At 71.4% G+C, this 17,550-nt stretch carries 18 protein-coding genes and 2 pseudogenes; 8 read left to right on the top strand and 12 right to left on the bottom strand.

What is annotated here, in order from left to right:
- Positions 1 to 163 precede the first annotated feature (163 nt).
- On the top strand, positions 164 to 361 hold the full coding sequence (locus tag VG276_30730) for a DUF1918 domain-containing protein (GenBank protein HEV8653656.1): 198 nt from the start codon (positions 164 to 166) through the stop codon (positions 359 to 361).
- A 144-nt stretch (positions 362 to 505) separates the two neighbouring features.
- Here VG276_30730 and VG276_30725 read toward each other — a convergent pair whose 3' ends face one another.
- The gene (locus tag VG276_30725; GenBank protein ID HEV8653655.1) at positions 506 to 1,048 is read right to left on the bottom strand and encodes a PadR family transcriptional regulator; all 543 of its coding nucleotides are present in this window, start codon (positions 1,046 to 1,048) and stop codon (positions 506 to 508) included.
- 107 nt (positions 1,049 to 1,155) lie between these two features.
- Between VG276_30725 and VG276_30720 the strand changes: the two genes are divergently transcribed.
- Entirely contained in the window at positions 1,156 to 1,575 is a 420-nt protein-coding gene (locus tag VG276_30720) for a hypothetical protein (GenBank protein ID HEV8653654.1), read from the top strand.
- Positions 1,576 to 1,797: 222 nt separating this feature from the next.
- On the opposite strand, the gene ggt is transcribed toward VG276_30720, so the two are convergent.
- From ggt to VG276_30700, 4 genes are all read right to left on the bottom strand, one after another.
- The gene (gene ggt / locus VG276_30715; protein ID HEV8653653.1) at positions 1,798 to 3,609 is read right to left on the bottom strand and encodes a gamma-glutamyltransferase; all 1,812 of its coding nucleotides are present in this window, start codon (positions 3,607 to 3,609) and stop codon (positions 1,798 to 1,800) included.
- Between the two features lie 88 nt (positions 3,610 to 3,697).
- Positions 3,698 to 4,597 carry an amidohydrolase family protein gene (locus VG276_30710; protein ID HEV8653652.1) on the bottom strand — a complete coding sequence of 300 codons (900 nt, stop codon included), beginning with the start codon at positions 4,595 to 4,597 and terminating at the stop codon, positions 3,698 to 3,700.
- 62 nt (positions 4,598 to 4,659) lie between these two features.
- A complete protein-coding gene (locus tag VG276_30705) occupies positions 4,660 to 5,430 on the bottom strand; it encodes a FadR/GntR family transcriptional regulator (GenBank protein ID HEV8653651.1) in 771 nt (256 codons plus the stop codon).
- Between the two features lie 435 nt (positions 5,431 to 5,865).
- Positions 5,866 to 6,156 carry a hypothetical protein gene (locus VG276_30700; protein ID HEV8653650.1) on the bottom strand — a complete coding sequence of 97 codons (291 nt, stop codon included), beginning with the start codon at positions 6,154 to 6,156 and terminating at the stop codon, positions 5,866 to 5,868.
- 103 nt (positions 6,157 to 6,259) lie between these two features.
- Here VG276_30700 and VG276_30695 point away from each other — a divergent pair.
- Positions 6,260 to 6,790 (top strand): annotated as a pseudogene (locus VG276_30695) (DUF2293 domain-containing protein).
- Between the two features lie 691 nt (positions 6,791 to 7,481).
- Positions 7,482 to 9,227, top strand: a complete 1,746-nt coding sequence (locus VG276_30690; GenBank protein ID HEV8653649.1) for a hypothetical protein — start codon at positions 7,482 to 7,484, stop codon at positions 9,225 to 9,227.
- 851 nt (positions 9,228 to 10,078) lie between these two features.
- Here VG276_30690 and VG276_30685 read toward each other — a convergent pair.
- The 3 genes from VG276_30685 to VG276_30675 form a co-directional block, all read right to left on the bottom strand.
- On the bottom strand, positions 10,079 to 10,312 hold the full coding sequence (locus VG276_30685; protein HEV8653648.1) for a type II toxin-antitoxin system RelE/ParE family toxin: 234 nt from the start codon (positions 10,310 to 10,312) through the stop codon (positions 10,079 to 10,081).
- Positions 10,313 to 10,363: 51 nt separating this feature from the next.
- A complete protein-coding gene (locus VG276_30680) occupies positions 10,364 to 10,654 on the bottom strand; it encodes a type II toxin-antitoxin system Phd/YefM family antitoxin (protein ID HEV8653647.1) in 291 nt (96 codons plus the stop codon).
- Positions 10,655 to 11,501: 847 nt separating this feature from the next.
- The gene (locus VG276_30675; GenBank protein HEV8653646.1) at positions 11,502 to 11,891 is read right to left on the bottom strand and encodes a hypothetical protein; all 390 of its coding nucleotides are present in this window, start codon (positions 11,889 to 11,891) and stop codon (positions 11,502 to 11,504) included.
- A gap of 100 nt (positions 11,892 to 11,991) precedes the next feature.
- On the opposite strand from VG276_30675, the gene VG276_30670 reads away from it, so the two are divergent.
- The 4 genes and pseudogenes from VG276_30670 to VG276_30655 all read left to right on the top strand — a co-directional run bounded on the left by VG276_30670 (position 11,992) and on the right by VG276_30655 (position 14,505).
- Complete coding sequence (locus tag VG276_30670) at positions 11,992 to 12,510, top strand: hypothetical protein (protein HEV8653645.1); 519 nt, start codon at positions 11,992 to 11,994, stop codon at positions 12,508 to 12,510.
- Positions 12,511 to 12,866: 356 nt separating this feature from the next.
- Entirely contained in the window at positions 12,867 to 13,076 is a 210-nt protein-coding gene (locus VG276_30665) for a hypothetical protein (GenBank protein ID HEV8653644.1), read from the top strand.
- Between the two features lie 358 nt (positions 13,077 to 13,434).
- On the top strand, positions 13,435 to 13,740 hold the full coding sequence (locus VG276_30660) for a hypothetical protein (GenBank protein ID HEV8653643.1): 306 nt from the start codon (positions 13,435 to 13,437) through the stop codon (positions 13,738 to 13,740).
- Between the two features lie 585 nt (positions 13,741 to 14,325).
- Positions 14,326 to 14,505, top strand: a pseudogene (locus VG276_30655) (amidohydrolase).
- A gap of 335 nt (positions 14,506 to 14,840) precedes the next feature.
- Here the strand turns inward: VG276_30655 and VG276_30650 are convergent.
- From VG276_30650 to VG276_30635, 4 genes are all read right to left on the bottom strand, one after another.
- Positions 14,841 to 15,401, bottom strand: coding sequence for a dihydrofolate reductase family protein (locus VG276_30650; GenBank protein ID HEV8653642.1), 561 nt, complete (start codon positions 15,399 to 15,401; stop codon positions 14,841 to 14,843).
- Positions 15,402 to 15,754: 353 nt separating this feature from the next.
- Positions 15,755 to 16,348, bottom strand: coding sequence for a dihydrofolate reductase family protein (locus tag VG276_30645; GenBank protein ID HEV8653641.1), 594 nt, complete (start codon positions 16,346 to 16,348; stop codon positions 15,755 to 15,757).
- Positions 16,349 to 16,408: 60 nt separating this feature from the next.
- Positions 16,409 to 16,825, bottom strand: coding sequence for a transposase (locus VG276_30640; protein ID HEV8653640.1), 417 nt, complete (start codon positions 16,823 to 16,825; stop codon positions 16,409 to 16,411).
- Positions 16,826 to 16,880: 55 nt separating this feature from the next.
- Positions 16,881 to 17,480 (bottom strand): hypothetical protein, encoded by a 600-nt coding sequence (locus VG276_30635; protein HEV8653639.1) that lies wholly within the window; start codon positions 17,478 to 17,480, stop codon positions 16,881 to 16,883.
- Between the last annotated feature and the right edge of the window lie 70 nt (positions 17,481 to 17,550).

Raw genomic sequence — 17,550 nt, 5'->3', positions numbered from 1 at the left:
ACGGTCCTTGCATGCCGCCAGGGTACGTGGCCGGACCCCCCTTGAATCACGGGGACTGCCGGGCGACACTCGGACTCCCTACTACCTCGCCCTACCTCGCTATCACAGCGGTATCACAGGAGGTCGAACGATGGTCAGCAGCGGTATCACAGGAGGTCGAACGATGGTCAGCATCGGCGACCGCGTGCTCGTCGAGTCGGAGAAGGTCGGCAGCTCCACCCGGAGCGGCGTGGTCACCGGGGTGGAGGGCAACCTGATCACCGTGCGCTGGGACAGCGGCTCGGTGTCGGTGTTCATCCCGAGCGCCGGATGCCTCACCGTCACCGGCAAGGAGGAGCCCAGCCCGACCGCGGGCGCCTGACGGCTCCACACGCCAAGGCGCCGTCGCTCACCGAGGGCGTCCGACGTCGTGCACACGCCGGTCACCAGGCGCCCGGCCGAGGGCGTCCGACGTCGTGCACACGCCAGGGCGCCCGTCGCCCGAGCGGAGAGGGCGCCGGCGACGCTACCTGCCGTCCCCACGGATCGCCGGCGGGAGCTGGTCGAACCAGGCCAGCACGGCCCGCTCGTAGGCCAGGCCGAAGTCGAGCGTGGCCATGGCATACGGGTCGGGCTGGCCGCCGGCCGCCCGCGCAGCCTCGTGGAGTTGCTCGTACCGGGCCAGCCGCTCGGCATGCTCGGCCCGGTGGCCATGCACGAAGGCGGCCAGTCGTTCGGGCCGGAGGTGCCGGCCGAACGCGATCGTCAGCAGCAGCGGGTAGCGGATACTCTCCGGGCCGGGCTCGCGGTCGACCCAGGCGGCGAACGCGGCCCGTCCCGCGTCGGTGATGGCGTAGGGCTGGCGCTCGCGCGGGCCGCGCTCACCGGCCGTGACCAGGCCGGCGTCGGCCATCGCGGCGAGCTCCCGGTACACCTGGCTCTGGCTGAGCGACCAGAAGTCGCCGATCGCCGCCTGGGTGGTGGCGACCAGGTCCCAGCCGGTCATCGGCCCCTGGTGCAAGAAGCCGAGCAGGGACGCCGCAGTGGCGTTGAGCGGACGGTCGGGCATGGGCGCCCCCTCGGAACGACTTGACACTCCACTGTGGCAGGTCCAGGCTGGGCGACGCACCACCCTCCACTGTGGAGGGTCAGCGTACCGCATGAACGGGGGTACCGATGCTTGCGACGCTCGCGCTCTCGCCTGATTCCCGGAGCACCGCCGGGCTCCTCCTGCTGACGATCGTCGCCGTCGAGTCAGGCGGCTGGTTCATGCTGCGGGTCGTGCGCGGCCAGCAGCCGATGACCGGGTTCCAGCAGTCGTTCGCCAGGGCCGGGCATGCCCACGCCGGCGTACTGGTGACCCTGGCCCTGGTCGGCCAGATCCTGGCCGACGCGGCCGACCTGAGCGGCGTGCTCGCCTTCTTCGCGCGCACCGGCATCTGGGCCGCGGCCATCCTGATGTCGGCCGGGTTCTTCCTGTCCTCGGCCGGCCGTGACGTCACCAAGCCCAACCGGCTGATCGTGCTGGTCTACGCGGGCGCGGTCTCGCTCGCCCTCGGCGTGGTCTCGCTCGGCATCGGCCTGCTCGCCGCGTAGCAGGGCGGTCGGGGGCACCCTCGGCGAGTACCCCCTGCCAGACAGCCCCGCCGAGCATCCGCGACCCCGCCGGGCACCCCGCCAGGCACCCATCGGCGGGCACCCGCGACCTCGCCGGAGGACCCCCGGCGCGAACCCCCCGGCCTCGCGACCTCGGCGGGCACCCCCCGCCGGGCATCCCCCGCACCCGCGACCTCGGCTGCTCCCGCGACCGCCCCCTCCTCAGCGGGGGTGGACGACCAGGGCGCTGCCGCCCCCGCGGCGGGCCGGCTCCGCCGCGGCCTGGAGCAGGCCGCCGGGCAGGAAGGCGACCCCGGCGGCCGCCCCGAGCTCGGCGACGGAGCCGAGCCTCTGGCCGAGGGCCTGGAGCGCGACCGCCTCGGGGGTGGCCAGGAACGCCGGCTCGGCCTGGCCGGGGTCGGCGTTGCGCTGGGACGCCCTGGGCGCGGCGATCGCCTCGGGCAGGCTCATCCCGAAGTCGAACCGGTTGACCAGGATCTGCAGCACGGTGGTGATGATCGAGGCCCCTCCCGGGGAGCCGACCGCCAGCACGGGCCGGCCGTGGTCGAGCACGATCGTCGGGCTCATCGAGCTGCGGGGCCGCTTTCCGGGGGCGGGCAGGTTGGGGTCGGGCACGCCTGGGAACAGGGGCACCGGGTTGAAGTCGGTCAGCTCGTTGTTGAGCAGGAAGCCATAGCCAGGCACGGTGAGGGCGCTGCCCCCGGTCTGCTCGATCGTGAGCGTGTAGGCGACCACGTTCCCCCAGCGGTCGGCAACCGTGAGGTGGGTGGTGCTCGGCCCGCTGGCCTGGCCGCTCGCCCCGGTCCCGGTCGCGCGGCAGTCCCGGTCGAACGGCGGGAACGGGTCGCCGGGCGGGACCGGGCTAGCCGCCGCGCGCGGGCCGATCAGGCAACGGCGTTCCTCGGCGAACCCCTGGGCGAGCAGCCCGCGCAGGGGCACGCGCACGTAGGCGGGGTCGCCGATCCAGCGGTTGCGGTCGGCGAAGGCGAGCCGGGACGCCTCCAGGTAGTGGTGCAGCGCGAGCGCCCGCGGCTCGGCACCGAGCGGGAAGCCCTCCAGGATGTTGAGCGCCTCGCCCACGATGGTGCCGCCGCTCGAGGAGGGCGCCATGCCGTAGACCTCGCGGCCCCGGTAGGCGACCCGGGTCGGCGCGCGTGCGATCGTGCGGTAGTCGGCCAGGTCGGCCAGGGCCATCAGGCCGGGCCGGACGTTCAGGGTGGCGCCGGGCGCGACTGGCGGGTGCTGCACCGTGTCCACGATCGCGTGGCCGATCCGGCCCTGGTAGAACGGGGCCAGGCCCTTGGCGGCGAGGAGCCGGTAGGTGGCGGCCAGGTCGGGGTTGCGGAACGTGGACCCGACCGCGGGCGCGTCTCCTCCCGGGGTGAGGAACAGCTCCCGGGTCGGTGTGACCGCCCGGAAGCGGTCGAGGTTGGCCAGGGTCTGGTCGCGGAAGGTCTGGTCGACCACGAAGCCGCGCTCGGCCACCTGGATGGCGGGGGCGAGCGCCTCGCCCAGGGTGATCGTCCCGTACCGGGCCAGCGCGTCCCGCCAGGTGCCCGGGGTCCCGGGCACGCCGACGCCGAGCCCCGAGGTGACCCGCTCGGCGAACGGGATCGGCTGGCCGGTGGCCGGGTCGACGAAGCTGTCCTCCCGGAAGCGGGCCGGCGCGGTCTCGCGCCCGTCGATGGTGACCACCCGGCGCTCGCGGGCCAGGTAGACGACCATGTAGCCGCCCCCGCCGATGCCGGCCGAGTAGGGCTCGGTCACGCCCAGGATGGCCGCCGCGGCCACGGCCGCGTCGACCGCGTTGCCGCCCCGGCGCAGCACGCCCAGCCCAGCCTTGGACGCGTCGAGATCGACGGTGGCGATCGCCCCGCCGGTGCCGGTGGCGGTCGGCCGCTTCTCGGCGGTGGGGGCGGCCTGGCCGGCGCGCGACCCGGCCAGGACGGTGGCCGGCGCCAGCGTGAAGGCGAGGACGGTGGCGGCCAGCAGGGCGAGCAGTCGTCGCGGCATGGCTTCCTCCCGGCATCGGGGACATGCGGGACCCAGGGAAGACTAGCCCGCCTGAACTAGACAGAAAAGCAAGGCGAACGACGCTGCATCAGCGCCCCCCGCTCTCGGCCAGCCGATACACCCGGGCGGCGGTACCGCCGAACACCTCGTCCTGCTCGGCCGGTGCCAGGCCGGCCAGCAGCTCGTCGGCGGCCGCGACGACCTCGGCGTAGGACGCGGCGAGCAGGCACACCGGCCAGTCGGAGCCGAACATGACCCGTCCTGGACCGAACGCCTCGACCGCCGTGTCGGCGTACGGCCGCAGCGCCGCCACCGTCCAGGACGCCCGGTCCGCCTCGGTGACCATGCCGGAGAGCTTGCAGGAGACGTTGGGCTCGGCGGCCAGCTCCCGGATCCGGGTCGCCCATGGCTCCAGCGCCCCCGAGGCGATCGGCGGCTTGGACAGGTGGTCGAGCACGAAGGTCGTCTCGGGCAGTGCCCGCGCGGCATCGACGGCGGCGGGCAGCTGGCGCGGCAGCGTGAGCAGGTCGTAGCAGAGTCCCGCAGCACCCACGGCGCGCAGCCCGCGGCGTACGTCCGCCCGCACGAGCCAGCCAGGGTCCGGTTCGCTCTGCACGAGGTGGCGCACACCGACCAGACGGTCGCCACCTGGCAGCGCACGCAGCGCCGCCAGCAGCTCGGCGACGTCCGGCCGGGTGAGGTCCATCCAACCGACCACCCCGCCGATCAGGTCCGAGTCCGCCGCCAGGGCAAGGAACTCCGTCGTCTCCCGCAGATCGGGGAGGACCTGGACCAGGATCGTGCGCGTCACCCTGGCCACCGCGGCCGCCGGGACGAGGTCGGCCATGGCGAAGCTGCGGTGGATGGGGGCCATCCCCGCCTCGGTGAGCCAGGGCTGGTCCCGGACGCTCAGGTCCCAGACGTGCTGGTGGGCGTCGACCCTCGCGGGTCGCTCAGCGCCCTCAGCCCCTGGCCGCGGGAACGGCATCGGTCTCCCTTCACACGAGTACCGGCCACACGAGTAGCGGCGTGGCCTCACCGACTGGGTCCTCAGGCCCTGGCCGCGGGAACCGCATCGGTCTCCCCGGAAATGGGTTCGGCTGGCGGGTCGGACAGGTCGGTGGCGCCGGTGCCGGGCTCGCCGCCCGTCAAGAGGGGGCGTAGCCACATCTCGGTGCTGCCGACGTGCAGGAGCGCCGCGGCCTGGGCCAGGGCCGAGTCACCGGCGGCAAGGGCGGCGTAGATCGTCTCGTGCTCGGCCAGGGTGCGGCCCGCGGCGTTGGCGTCGACGAGTCCGCGCCAGCTGCGGGCGCGCAGGGTCTGGCTGGAGATGCGCTCGAGCAGGGTTGTCAGGGTCCGGTTGCCGGTGGCCGCGATGACGGCTCGGTGGAAGGCCGCGTCGTACCGGATCAGGCCCTCGACGTCGCCGGAGGACTCCCGCATGGCGTCGAGGTGTCCCTTGACCTCGGTGAGCTGGTCCGCGGAGATCCTGGTGGCGGCCAGCCCCGTGGCGACGGGCTCGAACAGCCGGCGCACCTCGGTGATCTCCAGGAGTGTCTCGCCCTGCAGCAGCTCGACGGCGATACCGACGCCTTCAAGGAGCAACCCCGGCTCGAGGCTGGTGACGTAGGTGCCGTCGCCCTGCCGCACGTCGAGCACACGAATGAGCGACAGGGCCTTGACCGCCTCCCGCAACGAGCTGCGGGACAGGCCGAGCCGCTCGGCCAGGTCGGCCTCTTTCGGCAGCCGATCACCGGGCCGCAGCTCGCCCGACACGATCATGCCTTTTATCTTGCCGATGGCTTCGTCGGTGACCGCCATGTGTGCCTCCCGGGGACGAGATGTCATGACCGATCGATGCCGAACCCGTCTCCAGACATCGCATGTCTACCAGGGTAGCGCCTCCTCGGGCAATGGCTATCTAGCGACAGCGAGCAGCTTCGTCGTTTGAGAAGACGCTGGCCCTTGGCGCTGTCTGGGCTGGCTTTCTTCCCGGAAACAGGCCCGAGCAAGGGCTATACGTCGGATGTATCTCGCGATCAGTCGCGCTCACGAGGCCACGAGACCGAACCAGCCACGGTGGTGAGACAAGTCGCGGAGGCCCAACGGCTCGTGGCACAGGCGAGCAGGAAGTCCCGCCTGACGGGCGCACAGCCCCCGCCTGAGCCTGGGCGGAGGTGTCCGTGATCGACGTGCACGGTTCCCGCGACCGCGACCGCGATCACGGACACGACCTTCGAGGCGGCCGGCTGGCCCTCAGTCGGGCTCGAGTACCTCCAGGCGGCGCACGCGCAGGTGGTCGATGTCGAGGCTGCCGATCCGCAGCTGCCGGATGACCGCCCGGCCGATCACCAGCCGGCCGATGGCGACGGCCCCAAGGGCGGCAGCCCCCGCGGCCACCGCGATGAGCGCGTTGAACCCGGTGCTCGAAGCGCCCGTGGCCGCGGCCCCCACCGCGGTCGCGCCCGTCGCCGTCGCGGCCCCGGCGGCCCCCTCGGCCGTCGCCGTCTCGGCTGCTGGCCGGATGGTCGTGTCGTCGCTGCTCAATGGACACCCCTTCGCCTGTCCGGGCCGACCGTCCGGCCCGGCGGCTGCTCGGCAGTGCCGGGGCTTGGCTCGGTCGGCGCATCACCTGAAGTGACCCATCATGGACCATCTCGTCTTCCTGCCCGCCGGCAACGCAGCGCTGAGCCGGCGCGCCAAGCAGGCAAGCCGCCTGTCGGCCGTGGTGGTCCGCTTCAGCCGCTCCCGCAAGCGGTACGAGCGGCAGGGGATCCTGGTGGAGGAGGCGGCCCTGGGGTGCGCCGAGGCGCAGTGCCTGGCCGACGAGGGCGCTCGCAGCCGACGCCGCGAGCGGGACCGGGAGCGGCGCGCCGACCAGGACCTGGCGTTCCAGGCTCGGCTGGCCGAGGAGATCCTCCGGCTGTTTCCGGGCTGCCCCACCCAACGCGCCGATGCGATCTCCCGCCACGCCGGCACGCGCGGGAGCGGCCGGATTGGGCGCTCGGCGGCCGGGCGGGCGCTGGACGAGGAGGCGATCACGCTCGCCGTCGTCGCCTCGGTGCGGCACCAGGACACCGACTACGACGAGCTGCTGATGGCCGGCGTGCACCGCGCGGACGCCCGCGAGCATGTACGGCCCGACATCGACCAGGTCCTGGCGGCCTGGCAGAGCCCGTAACGGCTCCCCGCGTGACTACCTGGCCAGGTCGAGTACCACTCAGCTGGGGATGCCGACCCTGGAACGTCCAGAGAGGATGAGCTCTCGCATCCGGTAGATGTCGTAGAGTGCGTCAGGATCGCGCTGCAGGCCGTACGCGGGGCGGCGGGGCAGTCCCCCGGGCGAGAGGATGCGATGCGGACACCATCCGACGAGCGGCTGGCGGCCACTGCGGCCGAGGCCGAGCCGGTCCGGTGGCTGCGCGCGTTCACCGGATGGGTGGGCTGGGCGCAAGCTCACCCAGACGGGGCGGATCACGCTTGCCGGCGCCTGCGAGCTCGTGGTGTTGCTCGGCACCGGGACGAGATCGACCCGAAGATCGGTGACCGGGTGTTCCGCACCAAGAGCAGCGAGGAACTGTACGGAACCACCACGGTCGTGGAGTGGGCCAAGGTGAGCCGCCTGGTGCGCGTGAGAGGACTGCGGCGGTGTGTGGGGGTATGCGCACCTCCGCGATGTCCTCGCCGACCCCGCCGACGAGGACCACGACGACATGCTGGCGTGGCTGGGCTGGAGAAGGGAGCAGACTTCGACCCCTACAGCTTCGACGTGGACCAGGTCAACCGGGCGCTCACCGCCGTGGGCGCCGCGCGGTGAGGACCCGCTGGTCCCGGTACTCCCTACCAAGTCGACCCCTGGAGGCACTGCGCTCGTGCGACTTCGTGACCTGCCGCCTGCCACGGTCCAAGACGCCCTTACGCGGCGGACCGTCCCCGAGTTGCGGGCGCTGGCAGCGCTGATCGGCCACCCCAAGCTCCAGCGCAAACCAGAGCTCGTGGACGCGATCGAGCGCTTCCTGCAAGAGCCGACCAACCTGAAGTCGCAGCTGGAGACCATGGACGAGCTGGAGCGGGCGGCGGTCGCCGAAGCCGCCCGCGAGCCCGACGGCAGGCTCCAGCCCGCCAGGTTCCGCGCCAAGTACGGCCGCGTGCCAGGACGAGACTCGGCATCACGGCTCGGGCTGTTCTTCCTCGGCCCGCGCGCCGAGATCCCGACCGACCTGTGCCGCCGCCTGCTCGCCCTCACGCCCGAGCCGCCGTCCGCATCGCTGCCGAGCAGCCCGGACCTGCCCGCGCCTGGACCCGACACCGGCGAGTTCGAGGTCCGGACGACCGAGCAGGCGGCCGCGGCGGACCTGGCGGCCATGCTCAGGCTGTGCGAGGCGGGCAGGCTCCGCTGCAGCGACAGGACCAAACGGCCGACGGCGGCCACCGTGCAGCTGGTGGCCGAGTCCCTGGCCGACGGGGAGTTCTACGGCGGTGGACACGGCCCGATCGCCTCCTTCGCCTGGCCGCTGCTGCTGCAGGCAGGCGGCCTCGCGGAACTGGCAGGCACACGACTGCAGCTCACCAGCCGCGGCCGTGCGGCCCTGGCGGCACGGGCGCACGAGACCCTTCGCCACCTGTGGCGGCGTTGGCTCAAGCATGCGCTGCTGGACGAGTTCAACCGGGTGGACCAGATCAAGGGCCAGGCCAGCCGCGGGGCGCTGACCGCCGCCGGGCCACGAAGGGAGATCGTGGCAGGCGCGCTGGCCTCCTGCCCGCCGGGCCGCTGGGTCGACATCGATGCGCTGTTTCGGTTCATGCAAGCCGAGGACTGGGACCCGCAGGTGGCCCGCGACCCGTGGAAGCTGTACCTGTGCGACCCCCAGTACGGCAGCCTGGGCTACGACGGCTTTCACGACTGGACTCTGCTGCAGGGCCGCTACGTGCTGTGCCTGCTGTTCGAGTACGCAGCGCCGCTCGGTCTGGTCGACCTGGCCTACCAGGACCCGGTCGGCGCACGAGACGACTACCACGACAACTGGGGCAGCGACGACCTCGAGGCGTTCAGCCGCTACGACGGCCTGCGCCACGTACGGCTGAACGCGCTCGGCGCCTACACGCTGGGTCTGAGCGGCGGCTACCGGCCAGACGCCGACCCTGCCACCGCAGCCGCAACCACCCCCCTGCGCGTGCTGCCCAACCTCGAGGTCGTGGCGGTCGAGTCGCTGCCGGTCGCCGACGCGATCGTGCTCGAGACCTACGCCGAGCGCGCCGGCGACGCGGTGTGGACGCTGCGGCGCGACAAGTACCTGGCAGCGATCGCCTCCGGACGGCCAGACGACGAGATCGTCCGGTTCCTTGCCGCGCGCAGCCACGCCGACCTCCCGGCCTCCGTCGCCACCTTCTTCCAGGATGCGGCGGCCAATGCCCGCAAGCTCCGCGACCTCGGTCCGGCCCGCGTCATCGAGTGCCAAGACCCTGCCTTGGCGACCCTGATCGCCAACGATCGCCGGCTGCGCGAGCTGTCCTGGCAGTGCGGCGAGCGACATCTCATCGTGCCGACAACCGCGGAGGCCCAGTTCCGCAAAGGCCTCCGCGACCTCGGGTATGCCCTGCCGTTACCGGGTCAGTGAGCATTTGTGCCTGCCTGCCGGTACCCTGTCCGGGCTCCTCGCCGCCACGATCGCGGCTCAGCTATGGTGTCATTGGCCGTTGCGGCGCCGCCGGCACCCACCGCGCGGCCCAGCGGTGGTGGCGGCCCAGGCGCCTGCACGTGGAGGCGTCTTCCTCGGTCGGTGTCCCGGCGAGATGGGCAGATAGGCGAGATGGGCAGATATTGGCCGCGGTGGAACTGCGTAACGCAACATCCATCCCTTCGCCTGACAGCTCGCTCGCCTGCGTCCGTGACGACGGTCGCGGCGGCGACAGCCGGCCTGCCTCGCCGAGCAGGCGATGACCGACGCGGCCCGCATCGCCCGGCAACACCGCCGCCTACTCACCGGACCGGCACCAACGACCGGCTGTGGTGCCTGGTGGACGGCCTCGACACCACGGTCGAGCGCGCCACCCGTACCGTCGCCCAGACTCGCACGCGGCTGGCCGGCCCGATCCCCGATGGGCTAGCAGGCTGTCAGCGGCCGCACCACAACGCCAGCGGTTGCTCACATGAGCTGAGCCGACACCCTCGGACTCAGATGGCGACAAGCGCCATCACCAAAGCAAGCGGTCGACCCCGTCAACATTTCCCGAACCCCGGCAGCCGCGGTAGCGCTGCTCAGACGCCTGATAGAGTCGATGGTGATCTTGAGTTGCCACAATACGAACACCACGCCGCTGGTGGAGGGGCCGACGATACGGCTGACCGCCGCGCGCCCGTCGCATGTCGGAGCTTCTGGTGGCGGCCACGCGTGCTGATCACCGCGAAACCTGCCGCTGCAAGGCTTGCGCCGTCTCCTTCCGGAGACGACCGGGAGTGCTGGAGCGTTCAGGCGCGACCTGGACGGTAGGCGTCCGCACGGCCGATGATGTCGAGAACGATGACCGTGTGGCGCTCCTCATCGATCCGGTACCGGACCCGATAGGTGCCACGACGCGCCGACCAGCAACCAGCGAACGGGGCACGGAGCGAATGGCCGACCTTCTGCGGGTTTTCGCGAAGAGGGCCGTCAACAAACTCCCACGCGGCGAACGCGATGGCGGTCGGCAAGCCTTCAGCCAAGGCCCGCTTCGCTGGTGGTGCCACGAGCAGGTCGTAGGGCTTTTGGAACGGTCACTTGGAGGTGTCACGCCTGCGGCGGGCCTCCATGATCTCGGCCATCTCATCACGGGTTGCGAACTCGCCTCGGGAGACAGCCGCGTCGGCCTCGGCGAGACGGTCGCGGCCCACTTGGTCGTCGAGCAGGGAGAGCGTCTCGAGCAGCGACTCATAGTCCTCAAGGGCGAGGACGATCGCGACCGGCTCACCATTACGAGTGATCGTGACCTGCTCATGGGTCCGAACCACCTCGTCCACGAGGGCCGAGAGGTGGGCTTTCACGTCTGCGAGCGGAGCAGTCTTCATAGACCAGGATTCTAGTCTGATCCGACGCGTCCCTCAACCGCTAGTCGGTCTCGGTGTTCGTATGCTGTCCAAACTCGCGTTAAGAATGTGCAGGTCAGACGCTATGGTGGAGATGATGGGGCTTGAACCCACGACCCCCTGCTTGCAAAGCAGCTACCAATTAGCGCAATGCTATGCAGGGAAAACGCTGCTCAGCGGCGAGCATGAATCGCACAGTTAGGGTGTCGTCAACGCCCTCTCTGGACCGGACTCGCGGTTGACACTTAAGTGTCAACGCTCGCCAGTACAGCATATCTCGAGGAGCTGACCGAGCGAAGCGTGAGTATCATCACAGCAGGTAGACGGCTCACGGCTCAGCAGCCTCCACTATCTTGAGCACCCTCATCCCGTCAGCCTCGCTCACTCACCCCACCGCAAACCCATTTCCTACTCTTGACATCTCTCAAACTCACCACTTCATTGTCAGAACCTCACCGCATATCCGCCCGCTCACCCCCTCATTTGCTACACTGCATTTTCAAGCAGGAGAGCAATGCACCAGGGGTGCGTTCGCTCGCGCCCAGCAAGGCGAGCAAGGGAGCGGCAGGGTGGTCGCGGACGTGGCGAAGCTCTCGGCGGGCTGGGAGGACTACTACGTCCGCGACATCGCCGGCAGCCACGAGGAGTACCTGTCGGCCACGGCGAGTCCCCGGGCCGGTGGTATGGCGGTGGTGCGGTCGCGCTGGGCCAGCGCGGCGAGGCGTCGGTGGAGGGGTTCCGGCGGATCTTCGAGGGCCGCCACCCGCAGACCGGGGAGCTGCTGGGCCGCGCCCACGGCAAGCGGGCAGTGCCGGCGTTCGACGTGGTGCTACGCCCGACCAAGAGCGTGTCGCTCCTCTACGGCCTCGGCGACAGCCGGGTCGGCGGGGCGGTCCTTGAGGCCCATCACGCGGGGCTGGTGGAGGCGGCCGAGCTGGACCTGCCCGACACCGACCCGGGCGACGGCTGCGAGCAGCTCGCCCGCGCGCTGAGCAGGGCCGGCGGGGAGACGCTGGCGATCGACACGCCGAGCACCCCCGACCTGCTCCAGCTCTCTACCGCGGAGCTGCGTGCCGAGCGCAACCGGCTCCGCGCCGAACTCGGGCAGGCCCCCCGGGACCGCGCCAGGGAGCTGGCGCGGGCGACCGCCCGCCGGGAGCAGGCCGAGGCCGCCCTGGCCGCCGCCCGCGCCAAGCAGCCCGCCAGCCCGCAGCACCACAACATGCTCCGCTGGCGTGGTCACGGCGCCGACGAGCGGACCGCCGCCCAGGCAGGCGCCATCGTGGTCGCCGAGCAGCAGGCCAACCGGGCGGTGGACCGTGAGCAGGAGCTGCGCGCCCAGCAGCAGCAGCAGCGCGCCGGCTGGCTGGACGCCAACGCCCCCTCGGCCCGCCTACCGGCAGGTCACCCGGGCGCTGGCGTGGCAGCGGCGCGCCACCGGCGTGGCCCACGAGGCGATCGACGCCGACCGCCCCGGCTACCTGCGAGACGTGCTCGGCCCGGTGCCAGCATCAACCAGGGGCAAGCGGGCCTGGCGTCACGGCGCCGCCGCGGTCACCGAGTACCGCGCGGTCTGGGGCATCACCGACCCCGACCAGGCGCTTGGGCCGCAGCCCCACGACCCTGCGCAGCGGGCCGACTGGCAGCGCGCCCGGGCCGCGGTCGAGCGGGTCCACCACAAGCAGCGCGTCGCCGACCGCGCCCGCCAGCACCAGCCCACCCGCGAGCAGCAGGCCACCGGCGAGCACCAGGCCACCCACCAGCAGCACCGCCCGGCGCGCCCCCACGAGCGGGACGCGCGGTCAGGCCGGCAGGGTCCGGAGCGGGCCGCCGGCTAGCCACTACCCCGAAGGAGCCCCCGATGGCCAGCCCCCACCCCGACCCCGACCGGGAGGCGTTCCCGCTGCCGTGGGAGGACGACGACACCCCAGGGGTGTCGGTCCACCCCCCTCGGCCAGGCCGACGTCGCGGCGATCCTGGCCCACCTGCACGGCGAGCCCTCCGACAGCGACCGCCGCGTCCCAGCGTGGCCCCGCGCCCGCCAGCCCGCCCGCGCCCAGGACCGCGCCGGCCCGGCGCCGCCGCCGGCCGGAAGGGACCCCGGGCGCCTCCGCTGAGGCCCAGTACCGCCGCCGCCGCGACCGCGAGCACGCCGCCTGGGCCCGCACCCTGCCCCTGCGCGTGGCCGCCGTCCTTGCCGCTGGGCTGGCTGGCCGGTGCCCTGCCCGGCCTGCCCCTGCCAGTCCGCGGCCTGCTGGCCCTGGCCGCCGGTGGCCGGCGCGTGGTGCCCGCCCGCCGCCTGCCCGGCCTGCTGCGCAGCCTGCCGCCGTCGCTGACCCCGGAGCGGGCGCGTGAGGTTGCCGCCCAGATCAACCGGCGCCTGGACGCCCCAACAGCGCGTTGACACCCACAGAATCTCGGGCGTTACGGTGACGGCCCCGCAGGGAGCGTCTCGCGCACGGGTCGTCTTGGTACCAACCCCGGCAGTTCTCCGGCAGGATCCGGACATCCTCGCACCATCGTGACGCCAGGTGCTGATACTAGGGGCATGGAGACCCCCGGCTCGCAGGTGCGGCGTCGCAAGCGCGTCTGGCGGTCCTGGCTGTGGAACGGCGTCATCGTCGTCTTGCTGCTGCCCTGGGCGCTCATCGGGTACTCGATGTTGACCGTGGGGCGCGCGGAACTCGATGCGGTCGCCGTGGGTCATGTATCCACTTCTGGGGGTCGTCTTCGGCCTCGCAGGCCCTGTGGTGGCGCTGCGAATGGGGCTTGTCGCGACGCCGGAGGGCATCGTCTGCCGCATGTTTCCGACCACCAAGACGATCCGTTGGGCCGATGTCGAGTCGGTGACCTGCGAGGAGACCGGGGGATGGCTGGTGTTCCCGCTGTACGCACCGGTGATCGCCTACCGGCAGCCCGGCAAGGACGGCGCCGCCGAGACGGTCACGTCAGCGCAGGTCCAGGTGGGCTCGCTTGCCCGGTCGGGGCTGTTCAAAGGCCAATCGGTGGCGTTCCGGGCTGCGGAGGGTCTGGCCGAGGAGTTGGTGCGCTACCGTGCGGAGCGCTGATCTCGGCGCTTCGCCTGGTGGTTTGGCGGTGCCGGTGGCGTGACAGGTCGCATCCCACATTGGGAAAGACCTGAAGTAGTAGCGCAGATCATGCTCGACTCATCACAGTAAGGGCGCATGACCCTTGGTTGCGGTCGCCTGATGGCGATGCACATACGCTGGTGGCCTTGGGCAGTCCGGCCGAGAAGGAAGGGCGGACGTGCGACCACGGGTGCGGCGGCTTGGCCCCAACAGCGTCGGCGCGGAGCTGACCCCCGGCGCAGTCGCTGACTGCTCCCTGGGCCTGCTGGTCGACCAGCCCCTAGCCGCGACCCTGCCCAGCCCGGGGAGTCTGCTGGTGGTCGGCCCGGCCCGCTGCTGCATCCCAAGGTCCGCCAGCCGGACGGGCGGGCGGTCTACGACCTGCTCACCGGCCATCCTGACCGCACGCCGCGGGAGCTGGTGTTCCTGGTCGATCTGGCGGTGGAGCTGCGCCAGTGGCGGGACATTGACTGGGCCGCGTTGGGCGTGGATATCGAGGGGGTGGCCGAGGCGGTGGTGCTGCTGACTCGCCGCGGGCAGGTCCGCGCCCGCTGGTACCACGAGTTGTCGGCCGAGGCGGCGCTAGGCGGCGGGTCGTGGGCTGCCCGGCGGTGGCTCGGGCTGCCTGAGCTTGAGGAGGGCGCTCCGGCGGATGTGGTTGCCTATGCCAACGATCCCCGCCGAGACCTGGCGATACTCGACGCGCCTTCCCGGATCATCCTGCGCGGTCGTGTGATCCGGTGAACGCCACTGACGAGCACATCGGGCCACTGTCGAGCAGACAACGCCAGGCCGGACCTGTCAAAGCTCAGCCGAGACAGTGGAAACCAGCAGGTGAGACCGACCTATCAAGCATCACCCGAGCCAACACACCGTGTCGTTGAGCTGGCTGTGAGTACTTTCTCTTCCACCTCAAGGCCGGGCCTGCGGGCGGCCTTCGGCCGCCCTCCGGCCGGCAGCGACACGACGGGAACCGGGCAACGGACCTCACCCTTCACAGCAGGTGATCCCGTCGCTGAAGCGTCCAGCTCGCCCAGGTGTCAGGGCGAGCTGGACGTCCGGGCAGCGTCGCCGTCTCCTCACATCCTGGTGCGGTAGCGGAGGTGAACCACGCCGTCGCCGAAACGGCGTTCGTCCAGCAGTTCGAGCTTCAGGCGGACATTGTTGGGGAGGGACTGGTTGCCGCCTCCCACCACGATGGGCACGAAGAACAGGTGGAACTCGTCGACCAACCCGGCCTTGATCGCCTGGGCGGCGAGGTCGGGACCGCCCACGGTGATGTCACGTCCCGCTTGCGCTTTCATCTGCCGGACCGCTTCAGGGTCGAAGTCTCGCTCGATCCGCGTCCTGGCGCTGGATACCGTCTCCAGCGTCCTGGAGTACACGATCTTGTCGGCCGCCTGCCATATCTCCGCGAAGTCCTGCATGAAGGGCGGCTGGTCGGCGACAGTATGCGCGGTCTCCCAGCCGACCATTACCTCGTACATCCGGCGCCCGTAGAGGTAGGTGCCGACCGGCCGCTCGAGGTCGTTGACGAAGGTGTGCACCTCCTCGTCCGGCGCAGCCCAGTCGAAGTCGCCGTCCTCGTCCGCTATGTAGCCGTCGAGCGACGTGATCGCCGAATAGATCAGCTTGGCCATGGTGAGCCTCCCTTGAGGGCCACGGGTGGAGGATCACGGCGCCAAGTGGCGTCCGCAACCGGACGGGACCGGAACCAGCCGGGGCCACCTTGGGGCCACAGTGACCCGATGCCAGCGGACAACAATGGCGAACAGCGGTCAGCCATCGTCACAGGACATCGCCCCTATCCGTCAGCTCCGCAGGGTCGTCGACCACCCCATTCTCCCTCGCACGGAAGCGGTCACGCCGGCTGCCGCGCCGCCTCCGGCGGCTTGCCAACGAGGCACGTGGTCTCCGAGGACGGGCCTCGCCCTCCACGCTGCCACCAGGTGCCGATCGCAGCGCAGGGGTCGTCGCGGTGACGCCGGCGAGGTCAGGCCTCGGCCGGTGCGTAGGTCGCGAGAATCGCGCCGGTAGTCGTCACCTTGCTGTCGAGGAGCCGCAGCGGCCTGAGCGCACCATCATCGCGGAAGATGCGCTTGCCGCCGCCCACCACGAGCGGGTCGATCATCACCCGGAACTCGTCGACCAGGTCGTGCTCGATCAGCGTCTGCACCAACTCGCTGCTGCCGATTACCAGCAGATCGTCGCCGTCCTCCTGCTTCAGCGCGACCACGGCCTTGGCGACGTCGCCCCGGAGCACCGTCGAGTTCTGCCACTCGAGCGGCTCGGTGAGCGTCCTTGACGCCACATACTTGGGCTTGGTGTTCAGCGGTTCGGCGACGACCTGCTCCTCCTCGGACGCGTTCGGCCAGTGGGCCGCGAAGCCCTCGTAGGTGCGGCGCCCGAGCAAAAAGCCGCCCGCCCCGGTCAAGGTCTCGACCACCCACTTCTGCGAGAGGTCGTCGAAGTAGCGCAGGTGCCAGCCGCCGTGCTCGAAGCCGCCGGTCGTGTCCTCGTCGGCGGCGCCGGGCGCCTGCACGACCCCGTCAAGGGCCATCCACTCTTGCACGATCACCCTGCGCATCTCGGCCTCCTTGCAGTCGCTCGATCGTTCTGAGGGTTCAGAGGGTCGGCGCCGAGGCCCTCATCGGTCGGCGTTCGCTCGATGCGGGCAATGCAGCAGTGAGCCCTCCGCGACGGCACATCTGGGGGTTCCAGCCAAAGTGGACCTCACTGTGTTCTCCCCATCTCTTCTCCCGCAGTTCGCGGACCGCGTACCACCCGAAGACCTATCCGGAGGCGGGATTGGCAAACCTGGCCGGTGACTCGACTGCCATCCAGCAAGCGCGACGGGCGGCCGGGCGTCGAGTTCACTCCGGACGGCCACGACGAAGGCGATCCGCAGGAACCTGCGGGCGCCCTGCTGCTCTTTGATCTGGCCGAAGACTGGCTCGACGGTCTCTCGGCGTTTGGCGTAGCGGACCTTGCCGTCCTGGCGGGTCGACGCGGTCCGTCTCCTGCAGGTACCAGCGTTTCCACGCGTTGAAGGACTTCCAGCCACCGGATCGCGACCACCCCGACGTCATCGGTTCGACCCTCCTCGCCACAACCCTGCGTCAGTCGTCACGGCCCGGCCAGCCGTCCTGCTCGGTATGCCAGTCAAACCAGCGACGCCAGCCCGCAAGGTAGCGGTCCATCGCCGCCTGCGTCTGGCGGTGGAGTCCGGCACGCTGCTGGCGACTGATCTCCGCCCGCACCGCTTGCTTGCCACGCCCGACCTGCAGCAGCAGACGCTCCTGCTGCTCCTGCCTGAGGGCCTCGACCTCCACCCAGGCAGCCTGGGTCTCGCCCAGCAGCACATCGTCGGTTTGGCGGCTACGAAGGTGGTAGGCCAGCAGCGCGCCGGCAGCGGCCTCCAGTTCGGCCCGGTCGGCCGCGCCTGCCGTCCCGGACCGGTCGCCCTGGGGTCTGACCCGCTCGTCGATCGCCCTGAGCTGGTCCGTGATCCGCCGCACCTCCGCCTCCGCGACCCGCGGGTCCTTGCCGCTGAGCTGGCGGTACAGGCTGACCGCCCGCTGCTGGCGTGCCATGACCTCCCGCGCCCGACCGGTTACGATCATGCGCACCAGGCCGATCAGCAGCACTGGCAGGAGCAGCAGCAGGAGCTTCAGCCATTGCAGGCGCCGCGGCGGCCGCCGCGGCACTCGTCGCGGCACCCGCCCACACGGTAAATGTCAATTCCTCCGCCCTCTCGCCCGTCCGGCGGCGACGCCAGGTGGCCAGCCG

It is taken from the genome of Actinomycetes bacterium, from assembly GCA_036000965.1.
In the GTDB taxonomy this organism is placed as follows: Bacteria; Actinomycetota; CALGFH01; order CALGFH01; family CALGFH01; genus DASYUT01.
Note: the sequence above shows the minus strand (reverse complement) of the source record. Positions and strands in the feature narration are given on the sequence as shown.

Excerpts from the sequence above, each read along its gene's own strand:
- VG276_30730 (HEV8653656.1), top strand. The coding sequence starts at position 164 with ATGGTCAGCATCGGCGACCGCGTGCTCGTCGAGTCGGAGAAGGTCGGC.
- VG276_30725 (HEV8653655.1), bottom strand. The coding sequence starts at position 1,048 with ATGCCCGACCGTCCGCTCAACGCCACTGCGGCGTCCCTGCTCGGCTTC.
- VG276_30720 (HEV8653654.1), top strand. The coding sequence starts at position 1,156 with ATGCTTGCGACGCTCGCGCTCTCGCCTGATTCCCGGAGCACCGCCGGG.
- ggt (HEV8653653.1), bottom strand. The coding sequence starts at position 3,609 with ATGCCGCGACGACTGCTCGCCCTGCTGGCCGCCACCGTCCTCGCCTTC.
- VG276_30710 (HEV8653652.1), bottom strand. The coding sequence starts at position 4,597 with ATGCCGTTCCCGCGGCCAGGGGCTGAGGGCGCTGAGCGACCCGCGAGG.
- VG276_30705 (HEV8653651.1), bottom strand. The coding sequence starts at position 5,430 with ATGGCGGTCACCGACGAAGCCATCGGCAAGATAAAAGGCATGATCGTG.
- VG276_30680 (HEV8653647.1), bottom strand. The coding sequence starts at position 10,654 with ATGAAGACTGCTCCGCTCGCAGACGTGAAAGCCCACCTCTCGGCCCTC.
- VG276_30660 (HEV8653643.1), top strand. The coding sequence starts at position 13,435 with ATGGGGCTTGTCGCGACGCCGGAGGGCATCGTCTGCCGCATGTTTCCG.
- VG276_30650 (HEV8653642.1), bottom strand. The coding sequence starts at position 15,401 with ATGGCCAAGCTGATCTATTCGGCGATCACGTCGCTCGACGGCTACATA.
- VG276_30645 (HEV8653641.1), bottom strand. The coding sequence starts at position 16,348 with ATGCGCAGGGTGATCGTGCAAGAGTGGATGGCCCTTGACGGGGTCGTG.